At 71.0% G+C, this 12,525-nt stretch carries 11 protein-coding genes; 1 reads left to right on the top strand and 10 read right to left on the bottom strand.

Going from position 1 to position 12,525, the window contains the following annotated elements:
• Positions 1-139 precede the first annotated feature (139 nt).
• Positions 140-664, bottom strand: a complete 525-nt coding sequence (locus ACSGC5_RS11235; protein WP_434970705.1) for a methylated-DNA--[protein]-cysteine S-methyltransferase — start codon at positions 662-664, stop codon at positions 140-142.
• The gene (locus tag ACSGC5_RS11230; RefSeq protein WP_434970710.1) at positions 661-2,199 is read right to left on the bottom strand and encodes an AlkA N-terminal domain-containing protein; all 1,539 of its coding nucleotides are present in this window, start codon (positions 2,197-2,199) and stop codon (positions 661-663) included. The genes ACSGC5_RS11235 and ACSGC5_RS11230 overlap by 4 nt, the downstream gene beginning before the upstream one ends.
• 168 nt (positions 2,200-2,367) lie before the next feature.
• Between ACSGC5_RS11230 and ACSGC5_RS11225 the strand changes: the two genes are divergently transcribed.
• Positions 2,368-3,786 (top strand): dihydrolipoyl dehydrogenase family protein, encoded by a 1,419-nt coding sequence (locus tag ACSGC5_RS11225; RefSeq protein ID WP_434970704.1) that lies wholly within the window; start codon positions 2,368-2,370, stop codon positions 3,784-3,786.
• Between the two features lie 141 nt (positions 3,787-3,927).
• Here the strand turns inward: ACSGC5_RS11225 and purH are convergent, their stop codons facing one another.
• From purH to sucC, 8 genes are all read right to left on the bottom strand, one after another.
• Positions 3,928-5,535 (bottom strand): bifunctional phosphoribosylaminoimidazolecarboxamide formyltransferase/IMP cyclohydrolase, encoded by a 1,608-nt coding sequence (purH, locus tag ACSGC5_RS11220; RefSeq protein WP_434970703.1) that lies wholly within the window; start codon positions 5,533-5,535, stop codon positions 3,928-3,930.
• A 102-nt stretch (positions 5,536-5,637) separates the two neighbouring features.
• Complete coding sequence (gene purN, locus ACSGC5_RS11215) at positions 5,638-6,222, bottom strand: phosphoribosylglycinamide formyltransferase (protein ID WP_434970702.1); 585 nt, start codon at positions 6,220-6,222, stop codon at positions 5,638-5,640.
• A gap of 4 nt (positions 6,223-6,226) precedes the next feature.
• Entirely contained in the window at positions 6,227-7,483 is a 1,257-nt protein-coding gene (locus ACSGC5_RS11210; RefSeq protein WP_434970701.1) for a cell division protein PerM, read from the bottom strand.
• A 43-nt stretch (positions 7,484-7,526) separates the two neighbouring features.
• Positions 7,527-9,116 (bottom strand): polysaccharide deacetylase family protein, encoded by a 1,590-nt coding sequence (locus tag ACSGC5_RS11205; protein ID WP_434970700.1) that lies wholly within the window; start codon positions 9,114-9,116, stop codon positions 7,527-7,529.
• Entirely contained in the window at positions 9,113-9,700 is a 588-nt protein-coding gene (locus ACSGC5_RS11200) for a hypothetical protein (protein WP_434970699.1), read from the bottom strand. Before ACSGC5_RS11200 ends, ACSGC5_RS11205 begins: the two co-directional genes overlap by 4 nt.
• 131 nt (positions 9,701-9,831) lie before the next feature.
• Entirely contained in the window at positions 9,832-10,266 is a 435-nt protein-coding gene (locus tag ACSGC5_RS11195; protein ID WP_434970698.1) for a nitroreductase family deazaflavin-dependent oxidoreductase, read from the bottom strand.
• Between the two features lie 129 nt (positions 10,267-10,395).
• Positions 10,396-11,298 (bottom strand): succinate--CoA ligase subunit alpha, encoded by a 903-nt coding sequence (gene sucD / locus ACSGC5_RS11190; protein WP_434970697.1) that lies wholly within the window; start codon positions 11,296-11,298, stop codon positions 10,396-10,398.
• Positions 11,299-11,334: 36 nt separating this feature from the next.
• Positions 11,335-12,498, bottom strand: coding sequence for an ADP-forming succinate--CoA ligase subunit beta (gene sucC, locus ACSGC5_RS11185; RefSeq protein ID WP_434970696.1), 1,164 nt, complete (start codon positions 12,496-12,498; stop codon positions 11,335-11,337).
• Positions 12,499-12,525 lie beyond the last annotated feature (27 nt).

Raw genomic sequence — 12,525 nt, 5'->3', positions numbered from 1 at the left:
GGCGTCGCGGTGAATCCGCGGCGCGCGCCGGGCGCAGGCACGGAGGCGGTGAGGACGGCGATGCTCGCGACGAGTGCGACCTGATACATGGCATCCTCCTTGGCGTGATGGGCCCCGCGCGACGCGGCAGCCCTCCAGGTTAGGCCGGTGAGTCCGCGGAAAGCAAGGACGGGTCTTCGCGAAACAGGAGGGACCGCTTCACGTCGAGACCCCACGCGAAGCCGCCGAGGCTCCCGTCGGTACGCAGCACGCGGTGGCACGGGACGAACAGCGCGGGGGCGTTCCGGGCGCAGACGGATGCCGCAGCCCGCACCGCGGACGGCTGCCCGAGCACTGTCGCGAAGGCGGCGTACGACAGGGGCGCGCCGGGCTGGATCCGGCGCAGGGCCGCCCATCCTGCGAGCTGGCCCGGCGTGCCGAACTGCCTGACCCTCACGGCGTCGATCGCCGCGAGGTCACCCGCGTAGTAGTCGCCGACAACGGATGCCGCATCCGTTCTGCCCGGGCGCACGCGGTCGGGTCGTCGGTCCCGGCGGATACGCTCGACGATCCGCTGCGGCGAGTCGGTCCATCCCGACGACATCACGACGCCGTCTTCGGTCGTGAGGATCGCGAACGGCCCGTCGGGGGTGTCGACGACCTCGAGCACAGCGGTGTCGGTCATGCGGGGATCTCCTCTGCGGGTGCGCTCCGTACCGGAGCAGACGGGGTCGTGATCGCGGGTGTCGCGCGCCGCCGGGCGGGGCGGGATGCGGGAGTCCGGGTGGGGCGGGGCGGCGCCGCGCGCCACAGGTGCGCGCTCAGGTAACTCCGCCAGGGCGCGACGGTTCCCGCCCACCCCTCGAGGTGCGCGGGCCCGATGCCGAGCGCGGTCGCGCCGGCGCGAACCGCGACATCGGTGGGCAGGAAGACGTCCGGATCGCCGAGCACCCGCATCCGCACGTAGTCGGCCGTCCAGGGACCGACCCCGGGTAGGGCAAGAAGGGCACGGCGCTGCTGCACGCCGTCGTCGGCGATCGTCAGGGTGAGCCGGCCCTCGGCCAGCGCCTCCGCGGCGCCGACGATGGCGCGGATGCGGGCGCGCGGGCCTCGGAGCACCTCGGCGCCGTGCTCGGCGATCGCCGCCATCGTCGGAAACAGCCGCGTCATACCCTCGGGGCCCGGGACCTCCTCGCCCAGCGCGTCTGCCAGCGCGGACAGGGCGGTTCGGGCGGCGGCGACGCTGATCTGCTGGCCGACCATCGCGCGGATGAGCATCTCGTGAGGATCGGCAGCACCGGGCACGCGGATGCCCGGAATCCGGCGGACCCGAGGGGCGAGCTCCGGATGCCGAGACAGCGCGGCGTCGATGGCGAGGGGATCTGCGTCGAGGTCGAAGATGCGCCGCACCCGGGCGACGAGTGCCGCAAGGTCGGAGAGCGCGGTCACGGTAGCCCGCAGCCGCACGGCGCCGCCGGGATCGGTCGTGACCTCGAACCTGCCGGGTCCCGACGCGAGTCGTACCGTGCGCGCGAAGGATGTTTCACTCGCCGATTCGACGCTCGGGAGCGCTCGCGCGCTCATCCACGCGAACAGCCCCGCCGCATCGAAGGGCTCCCGCACCGGAAGCGCGAGATCGATGACCCCGGCGGGTGACCCGGCTCCCCCGCGACGGGCGCGCAACTCGAGGGGGGTCAACCCGAAGACCTCCCGGATCGTGTCGTTGAACTGCCGCACGCTCGCGAACCCGGAGGCGAAGGCGATGTCGGATGCCGACATCGCGGTGCCCACGAGCAGCATCCGTGCCGTGTGCGCGCGCTGCGCGCGACTGAGCGCGAGGGGGCCCGCGCCGAGCTGCGCGGTCAGGATCCTCGTGAGATGCCGCGGCGAGTAGCCGAGGCGGCGCGCCAGACCCGGGACGCCCTCCCGCTCGATCACCCCATCGGCGATCAGGCGCATCGCGCGCGCCGCGAGATCCCCGCGGATGTCCCACTCCGGCGAGCCGGGTGCCGCCTCGGGCAGGCAGCGCTTGCAGGCCCGGTAGCCGGCCTCGTGGGCCGCCGCGCTCGTCGGATAGAACGTGACGTTCGCCGGCTTCGGGGTGCGGGCCGGACAACTGGGCCGGCAGTAGATTCCGGTGGAACGAACCGCCGTCACGAACTGACCATCGAAACGGCCGTCGCGCGACTGGATCGCGGCGTACCGTTCCTCGAAGGTCATCGACAGCATGCGTCCAGACTGCCACGCCGTACAGGTCCCCACTGGCGGAAAACAGACACGGCAGCATCCCCCCTCCCCGACCTCGCGCGATCGCCTCCTGCCGCGCGAGTGTCGCGCTCGGACCGGGAGAGCCGCGACAGGGCGGGACGCTCGGGCTAGCGTAGGCCCATGAGCGCGCAGGAGTATGACCTGGTTGTGATCGGGGCGGGCCCCGTCGGCGAGAACGTCGCCGACCGAGCCGTGCAGGGGGGCCTGCGGGTCGCCATCGTCGAGAGTGAACTCGTGGGCGGGGAGTGCTCGTACTGGGCGTGCATGCCGTCCAAGGCGCTGCTGCGCAGCGGCGCGGCTGTGCGCGCAGCGCGGGCAGTCGACGGGGCCGCCCAGGCGGTGACCGGCGACGTTGATGTCGCGGCGACCCTGGCGCGCCGCACGCGCATCACCCACGACTGGACGGACACCTCGCAAGTCGAGTGGCTCGAGAGCGCGGGCATCGACCTCGTCCGCGGACACGCGCGGATCGCCGGCCGCAAGCGGGTCGAGGTCACCGGCCCGGGCGGGGAGGTCGTCGATCTGATCGCCATCCACGCCGTCGCGGTCTGCACGGGGTCGGCCGCGCTGCTTCCGGCTACGCCGGGGCTCGCGCAGATCGGAGCGTGGACCAGCCGCGAAGCCACCAGCGCGGCATCCGCTCCCGCGTCCCTCGCGATCATCGGCGGCGGCGTCGTGGGCTGCGAGATGGCAACGGCATACGCGAGCTTCGGCACCGACGTGACGCTGATCGCGCGGTCCGGGCTGTTGGGGGGCATGGAACCGTTCGCGGGCGAGATGGTCGGCGAGGCCCTCACCGCGCAGGGCGCGCGCGTGCTCACCGGTGTCGATGTGGTTTCCGCGTCGCGCGGCCCCGCAGGGCGCACGCTCACGCTCTCGGACGGCACCTCGGTCACCGCCGACGAGGTGCTGGTCGCCACCGGCCGGGTTCCGCGCACGGCGGACCTCGGCCTTGAGGCCGTCGGTCTCGCCCCGGGCGACTGGCTCGACGTCGACGACACGATGCTTGTGAAAGACACCGACTGGCTCTACGCCGTCGGCGATGTGAACCATCGCGCGCTTCTGACCCACCAGGGCAAGTACCAGGCCCGGGCGGCGGGTGATGTCATCGCCGCCCGGGCCCAGGGCAGACCCGTCGACACCTCGCGATGGGGCACCCATGTGGCCACCGCCGACCACGATCACGTCCCCCAGGTGACGTTCACCGACCCCGAGGTCGCGTCGGTGGGACTCACCGCCGAACGGGCCGAGGCGGCCGGGATCAACATCCGGGTTCTCGACTACGACCTCTCCTGGGTCGCCGGCGCCGCGACGACATCGGATGACTACCGCGGCCGTGCCCGCGCCGTCGTCGACCGCGACCGCGACGTCCTCGTGGGCGCCACGTTCGTGGGTCCGGATGTCGCGGAGATGCTGCACTCGGCGACGATCGCGATCGTCGGCGAAGTGCCCCTGGCACGGCTGTGGCACGCGGTTCCCGCGTATCCGACCGTCAGCGAAGTGTGGCTGCGATGGCTGGAGACCTACGGCAGACCCTGAACGAGCGGGGTGCGCCGCGGGTCGAGGAGCCCGCGGCCCGCTCAGTGGAAAGCGCCCGCGGCCCGCTCAATGGAAAGCGCCCGCGGCCCGCTCAGTGAAAAGCGCCCGCGGCCCGCTCAGTGAAAAGCGCCCGCGGCCCGCTCAGTGGAAGAAGTGGCGCTCTCCGGTGAAGAACATCGTGATGCCGGCATCCCGTGCCGCCTTGACGACCTCTTCGTCACGCACCGAACCGCCGGGCTGCACGATCGCCGAGACGCCCGCGTCGATGAGCACCTGCGGGCCGTCGGCGAACGGGAAGAAGGCATCGGATGCCGCCACCGACCCCGCCGCACGGTCTCCCGCGCGCTCGACGGCGAGTCGGCACGAGTCGACGCGGTTGACCTGCCCCATGCCGATACCCACGGTCGCAGAGTCCTTCGCCAGCACGATCGCGTTGGATTTCACGGCGCGGCAGGTCTTCCACGCGAAGATCAGGTTGGTCATCGTGGCTGCATCCGGCCGTTCACCGGAGACGAGCTCCCAGTCGGTGGCGACCGATTCGATGTCGTCGGGGAACCGGTCCGCGTCCTGCAGCAGGAGTCCGCCCGAGATCAGGCGCACGTCCATCGGCTCCTGCTTCCAGTCGTCGGGCAGCTTGAGAACCCGCAGGTTGTTCTTGAGTCGGAACACCTCCAGAGCCTCCGGCTCGAAGTCCGGCGCCACGATCACCTCGGTGAAGATGTCGCGCAGGTTCTCGGCCATCTTCAACGTCACCTTGCGGTTGGCGGCGATGACACCACCGAACGCGGATACCGGGTCGCACGCGTGCGCCCGCAGGTGGGCGCTGGCGATCGGATCGAGCGCGTTGGGTGCCGAGATGGCGATGCCGCACGGATTCGCGTGCTTGATGATCGCGACAGCGGGCTTGACCAGGTCGAAGGCGGCCCGGAGCGCGGCATCCGCGTCGACGTAGTTGTTGTAGGACATGTCCTTGCCCTGCAGCTGGGTCGCCTGGGCGATACCGTGACCCCCCGTGCGGGTGTAGATTGCCGCGCGCTGGTGCATGTTCTCGCCGTAGCGCAACGTCGCGAGGCGCTCGGCGCGGATCGTCAGGTGCGCCGGAAGGTCGACATCCTCCCCGAGCGTCTCGTCGGCGAACCACGTCGCCACGGCGCGGTCGTACTCGGCCGTGTGGGCGAATGCCCGCGCCGCCAGCTCACGGCGCTGCGCGAGGGTCGTCCCCCCCGCACGGATCGACTCGATGACCGACCCGTACGACTCCGGTGAAACCACGATCGCGACGTTCGCGTAGTTCTTCGCCGAGGCGCGCACCATCGCCGGACCGCCGATGTCGATCTGCTCCACGACGTCGTCGCCCTGAGCACCCGAGGCGACGGTCTCGACGAAGGGATAGAGGTTCACGACCACCAGTTCGAACGGCTGGATGCCCAGATCGGCGAGCTGGTTCTCGTGGTGTGCGAGGCGGAGATCGGCGAGAAGCCCCGCGTGCACGGCGGGATGCAGCGTCTTGACCCGACCGTCGAGGGATTCGGGAAAGCCCGTGACGGTCGCGACGTCGGTGACGGCGAACCCGGCATCACGGATGGTCGCGGCGGTCGACCCGGTCGAGACGATCTCGACACCGGCCTCGGCAAGAGCGGTCGCCAGGGTGAGGAGTTCGGACTTGTCGCTGACCGAGACCAGCGCCCGTCGGACGGGCACGACGTCGCGGTCGCGGTACAGGGACGGGTCGTGGCTGGGGCCTGCCATCAGGTCTCCTCGCTGTCAGGGCTCTGGGCCGGGGGCACGGGTTGTGGGGAAGCTGTGAATTCGGGTGGTCGTCGGCCTCGGGTACGAGATCCACGACGCAGGTCACGGGGCGGAAAGGTTGATCTCGCCGTCCGCGATGCGCCGGACGACATCGATCAGGAGTCGCCGTTCGACCGGCTTGATCCTCTCATGGAGGCTCGCCTCGTCGTCACCGGGCAACACGGCGATGCGCTCCTGCGCAAGGATCGGGCCGGTGTCAACGCCCGCATCCACAACGATGACGCTGGCGCCCGTCTGGGCCACACCCGCCGCCAGGGCATCGCGGACGCCGTGGGCCCCCGGGAACTCGGGGAGGTACGCGGGGTGCGTATTGATGATGCGCGGCGCCCAGGGCTCGAGCACCGCGGCCGGCAGCAGCCGCATCAGACCACTGAGCACGATCAGATCCGGCTGCCACGCCGCGAGCTGGTCGCGCAACGCTTCGCCCCACGCCTCGCGGTTCGGGTATTCGTCGTAGGGCACGAAGAACCAGGGGATGCCGAAGGCCTCGGCGTGCGAGAGGCCGTCAGCGTCGCGATCAGCGCCGACGACGACGATTCGTGCCGGGTAGTCGGGCTCGTTCGCCGCCTCGAGCAGCGCCCGGAGGTTGGATCCGGCGCCGGAGATGAGAACGGCGACGGTGAGCACCGGTTCAGTCTACCGAGGGCCCCTGCACTGTTGCGGCGAGGTCGGGGGCGACGGTGTCCTCGCGGACTCGCCGACGCGGAGAGAGCAGCAGGATCGCCGCACCCACGCCGATCTCGAGGCCGATGGCCAGGGCCACGGGGCCCGGCTCTGGTCCGACCCGCGCCAGCGTCCCCGGCCCGAGCGAACCGGACGCAAGCCCCGCGAGGACTGCCGCAGATGCGGCAGCGACGACGGCGATCCCCAGTGTCGTGACAATGCGGACCGGGAGGCGTTCGGCATCCGCCGAGTACAACGACCGGGCGACCCACCCGGCGAAGGCCCCGATGCCGAGGGGCAGGAGCACGAGCAGCAGCAGCCACGGCGACGTCGACTCGGGGAGCGCCCCGATCAAGGGCACACCCGGCAGGACGCCGGTGGTGGTTCCGGACGGCGCGACCGTCGACCCCACCCCGAGCGAGACACCCGGGCCCGCGACGAACGCGAGCGCCCACACGATGAGTGTCGGCAGGTAGAGCAGCTGCCCGAGCGTGAGGACGACGGCACCGAGGACATCCACGTGGGAGGCCTCGTACAGACCGACGATCTGGGAGCCACGCGCGAAGATCGCGACAGCGGTGGCGAGTGCGGCCACACCGACGATCCCGACGGTCGCGATCGCGCCCGTGCGGACGATGATGGTCGGCGTTCGAGACCAATCCTCGGGCAGGTCCTCGACTCGCTCGCGCACCGCCGCGATGAGCCCGCGATCGGCATCCTGCCATTCGGTGACGATGGCTCCCAGGAGCGCGGGAACGGCGAACACCAGCGCCGGGAAGAGGATCGCTTCGGTCAGCGAGGTCGCCGCAACCTGATTGCCGGCGGTCAGAGCGATGCCCGCGGCCGCCGCGGCATACGCGAGAGCGCCCCCGGCTGCGCCGGTGAACGCAGCGCCGGAGCGCGACGCGCGGCGACCCGATCGGGCTGCCGAGACCGCGGCGAAGGCCGCGAACGCCAGCGGCGCGAGCGAGAGCGTGAAGCTCGCCGCATCCGGATCGATGCCGACGGCCCCGACGTAGTCGGCCGGCAGTGTGATCTCCAGCGGCACGACGTGACCGAGCTGCCACACCATCGCCGCCGTCGGCCACAGCGCATCCCACGGCGCGGCACCACCGAATCCGACGACCCACACGAGGGTAGCGGGGGCGAGGACGACCGCCACCCCGGCCGCGACGGTGACGAGCGCGTCGAACGCCGCGAGAAGGAAGACGATGACCCGGTTCATGCGGGTTCGACCTTACCGATCAGCGCGCCCGCTGCCGGTCGACTCACCGAGCGCTGCGCCACGCCCCGGATGTCGGGACCGCGCCGTGAAACAGGTCCCGGACCGTCACGATCGTGAATCCGCGGTCGAGGAGCCCGTCGCAGACCGCCCCCACCGTGCGCCCGGTGTTCTGGTGGATGTCGTGCTGCAGCACGATCGATCCCGGCCGCGGCTGCGTCACCGCACGCTCGATGAGCACGTCGTCAGCGGGGCCCTTCCAGTCCTCGGTGTCGACGTCCCACAGGATGGCGGGCATGCCCGCGACCGCGAGGACGCGCGAGTTGTAGTCGCCGTACGGCGGGCGGAAGGTCGTGATCTCCTGACCGGACGCCGCCTCCAGCGCAGCCGTCGTATCGCGCAGCTGCGCCCGGATCTGAGCATCCGTGAGCGTGGTCAGGGCCGGATGGTTCCAGCTGTGGTTCCCGACCAGATGACCCTCGGCGACCATCCGCTGCAGGGTCCCCGCATACGCCTTCGCCTTCTCTCCCATCGCGAAGAACGTTGCGCCAGCGCGGTGGGCGGCGAGAGCGTCCAGCACCCCGGGAGTGAGATCGCTCGGGCCGTCATCGTAGGTGAGGGCGACGCACGGCGTCAGCGAACAGTCGACCGGCACATCCCCGGGCTTCTGCACACTCGGGCCCGAGTACGGCTGCCCGGCGGAGGCCAGCAACCGCCGGCCGAGGTCTGTGAGCAGCGGGTCGGCTCGCGCGGCAGGGACGAGGATCGTCCGGGCAGCATCGGTGGGCGGGATGCCGAGAGCAGCGAGCGCGTCGGTGGTGAAACCCGCCGGGATCGTGAACTGCATACCGCCCTGGGGTGAGGGCACAGTGGTGGCGAGCGCGCCTGCCAGCCGTTCGAGGGCGGACGGGTCTGCCAGCGGCGCGAGCGAGAGGGAACCCGCCGCGCGGCGCAGCCCCTCGAAGACCTCGTCGGCCAGCGCTGCCGCAGCATCCGTCGTCCACAGCTGCGCAGCCGTGGCGACTTCCCCGGTGGCGGTGTCGGCGTAGAGGGTCTCGACGCTGTCGGCGACCACGCCGTCAGCCTGCGAGATCAGGGTGCGCAGGCGCTGCCCGAACATGCTTCCCGCCGCCCACACCACGTCGCAGACGACCGTCGCCGAACCGCCGCCCACGATGGGTCCGGCAAGTGCCGGGTCGGCCAACAGCTGCGCGGCGGGTGCTGCGGTTGAACCGGGGCGACAGGACCTGTCCGCGAGGCCCGCACCGACGGCCCCCGCCTGCGGGCTGTAGGTCGCGCCGGTGGCATCCTGGCGCGCGCCGACCGCGGTGCGGATGGCGGCCCTGACCGCGTCGTTGAACGCCCCGACGCCGGGCAGCAGCGCGTACCGTGCCTGGATCCCGACGCCGTCCTGCCGAATCCGCTCGGGCGAGACGTGGGCGGCCAGCGGCTGCCCGGGTTCCGCGCTCAGCGCGGCGGGCTCTTCCTCGACGACCTGCAGGGTCGTCGCCGGCCACATCGGCGGCGTCCAGCTGGCATCGACGGCCGGCGCGCAACCCGCGACGAGCACGGATGCGACAGCGAGAGCGGCAACGGTCGCTGCGGGGCGTACCGCACGCGCGGGCGAGGTCGTCACGGGCGCACTCCTTCGAGCAGGTTCGCCAGGGCCGGCCGATAGCGGTCGAGGTCGGCAGTCGAGACCGAGAACACGATCGAGCCGCCGGCCACAGGGCCAACGGCAGCGACGAGGGCGGGCACGTCGGCGGGGTCGCCCTCGGACGTCGGGACGGGTGACCCGTGCGCGGCGGTCAACCCGGATGCGAGCACCTCGACAAGCGGAGACGCGACCCCGGCCGTGGTTGCCGCGTCCGCGGGAGCCTCGGCGTCCAGGTCGACATCGACGGTCATGCCGCCGTCAGGAGTCGTGATGAGGGCGTGGGAGTCGTCCGGGCGGGTGATGAGCCATCCGTCCGGAACAACCACCTCGACGGAGGTCGGTCCCGACCCGAGGACGAGGGGACTGTGCACGCTGGCCACCTGGGTGCGCAGGTTGGCGAGGGCCGCCGGTACCGCCATGATGCCGATCACGATCGTGAAGGCGAGCAGACCGAGCACGCCGACGGCGGCGAGCGTCCAAATCCACCAGGGGGTGTGGGACCGGGATGGGGCGGATGTCGCGGTGCGACGAGGCGTCGGGGCGGCTCGCGCGGTGTCGTTCATGATGGCTCCGAGGCGCACGGGCGGCGCCGAGCTAATTGTGCCGTGCGCGCGTGTCCAGAACCTGGCGGCGGACCGGAAAAACCCCCCACTGCGAGCGAACTCCCAGCCTCCGTCGGGCGGGGAGGGGAGGCTCAGGCCGGGTCGAGCACGAAGACCGCGATACGCCGGTCGGTCTTCTTCTGGTACTCGTCGTAATCGGGCCAGACCTCGACCGCGCGCGCCCACCACAGCTCGCGCTCGTCGCCGTCGACCTCGCGCGCACGGTAGTCGCGCTTTGTGGCGCCATCCTGCAGTTCCACGGTGGGGTTCTTGCGCATGTTGCCGGCCCACTTCGGTTCGTCCGGCGCGCCGCCCTTCGATGCGATCACCGCGTAGCTGCCGTCGTGTTCGACGCGCATGAGCGCCGTCTTGCGAAGCCCCCCGGTCTTCGCGCCGAGCGTGGTCAGGACGATGACAGGCTTGCCGCGCAGCGTCGAGCCCTCGGCACCTCCGGTTGCCTCATAGGTCTCGGCCTGCGTGCGCGCCCACTCCGACGTCGACGGCTTGTACTCTCCAGTCAGCGGCATGGCATCAGGCTACCGCCCGGCTCCCCCGCCCGCACCCACACCTGTCCGCGAGGCACCACCCCTCATGCGAGACACCCTCCGTCGCGCGGTGCTTCGCGCGACGGAGGGTGTCTCGAGAGGAAGACGATGTCAGAGAGACTCGATGATCTCGCGCATCAGGGCCGCCGTCTCGGACGGCGTCTTGCCGACCTTGACGCCCGCGGCCTCGAGGGCTTCCTTCTTGGCCTGCGCCGTGCCCGCCGAGCCCGAGACGATGGCGCCGGCGTGGCCCATCGTCTTGCCCTCGGGAGCCGTGAAGCCCGCGACGTAGCCGACGACCGGCTTGGTCACGTTGGCCTTGATGAAGTCGGCGGCGCGCTCTTCGGCATCCCCACCGATCTCGCCGATCATGACGATCGCCTTGGTCTCGGGGTCGGCCTCGAACGCGGCGAGCGCGTCGATGTGCGTCGTGCCGATGATCGGGTCACCGCCGATGCCGATCGCAGTCGAGAAGCCGAGGTCACGCAGCTCGAACATCATCTGGTAGGTCAGGGTCCCCGACTTCGAGACGAGGCCGATCGGGCCCTTGCCGGTGATGTTGGCGGGCGTGATGCCCACGAGTGACTCGCCGGGCGTGATGATGCCGGGGCAGTTGGGGCCGATGATGCGGGTCGTGTTGCCCTTGCTCTTCGCGTACGCCCAGGCCTCGGCGGTGTCGCCGACCGGGACGCCCTCGGTGATGACCACGAGCAGCGGGATCTCGGCGTCGATGGCCTCGATCATCGCATCCTTCGTGAACGCGGCCGGGACGAACGCGATCGAGACGTCGGCGCCGGTCGCGGCCATCGCTTCGGCGACGGAGGCGAACACCGGGAGCTCGACGGGGTTGCCGTCCTTGTCGGTGTGGCTCACGGTCGTGCCGGCCTTGCGGGCGTTGACGCCCCCGACGACCTGCGTGCCGGCCTTGAGCATGAGGGCCGTGTGCTTGGTGCCTTCGCCGCCGGTGATGCCCTGGACGATGACCTTGGAGTCCTTGTTGAGGAAGATCGACATGTCTGTGAAGTCCTTCGGTTGAGTCCGGATGCCGGGTCAGACGTTCGCGAGCTCGGCAGCCTTGTCGGCGCCCTCGTCCATCGTCTCGGCCAGGGTCACGAGGGGGTGAGCGTACTCGCGCAGGATCGCGCGGCCCTCTTCGACGCGGTTGCCGTCCAGGCGCACCACGAGCGGCTTGGATGCGGTGTCGCCCAGGGTGTCCAGCGCCCCCTTGATGCCGTTGGCGACGGCGTCGCACGCCGTGATCCCGCCGAAGACGTTGACGAACACGCTCTTGACCTGCGGGTCGCCGAGGATGACATCCAGTCCCGCGGCCATGACGGCTGCGGATGCCCCGCCGCCGATGTCGAGGAAGTTCGCGGGCTTGACGCCGCCGTGGGCCTCACCGGCGTAGGCGACCACGTCGAGGGTCGACATCACGAGGCCCGCGCCGTTGCCGATGATGCCGACGGCGCCGTCGAGCTTGACGTAGTTGAGGTCGTTCGCCTTGGCCTTGGCCTCGAGCGGGTCGGCGGCAGCCTTGTCTTCGAGCTCTTCGTGCTCGGGGTGACGGAACCCGGCGTTCTCGTCGAGCGAGACCTTGCCATCGAGGGCGATGATCTCGCCGTCCTCGGTGCGCACGAGCGGGTTGACCTCGACGAGCGTCGCGTCCTCGCCGGTGTAGACGGCGAAAAGCTTGACGAACACGTCGGCGACCTTCGGGGCCAGCTCGGCGTCGAAGCCGGCGGCTGAGGCGATCTCGAGCGCCTTCTCGGGCGTGATCCCGGCGAGCGGGTCGACCTCGACGCGCGCGAGCGCCTCGGGCTTTTCGACGGCCAGCTGCTCGATCTCCATGCCGCCCTCGACCGAGCACAGGCTCAGGTACGAGCGGTTCGCACGGTCCAGCAGCACGGAGAAGTAGTACTCCTCCGCGATCTTGGCGCCGGCGGCGACCATGACGCGCCCCACGACATGTCCCTTGATGTCCAGGCCCAGGATCGCCTTCGCGGCCTCGTAGGCCTCGTCGGCGTTCTTCGCGACCTTGACGCCGCCGGCCTTGCCGCGGCCGCCGGTCTTGACCTGAGCCTTGACGACGACGACACCGCCGATCTTCTCGGCAGCCGCCCTCGCCTCCTCAGGGGTGTCGGCGATGATGCCGGGGAGCACCGGCACCTCGTACTTTTCGAATAGGTCTCGTGCCTGGTACTCGTACAGATCCACGCTGATGTCCTCCGCTGCGGCGTCGGG

Source organism: Microbacterium sp. bgisy207 (genome assembly GCF_965345035.1).
Lineage (GTDB): Bacteria > Actinomycetota > Actinomycetes > Actinomycetales > Microbacteriaceae > Microbacterium.
Note: the sequence above shows the minus strand (reverse complement) of the source record. Positions and strands in the feature narration are given on the sequence as shown.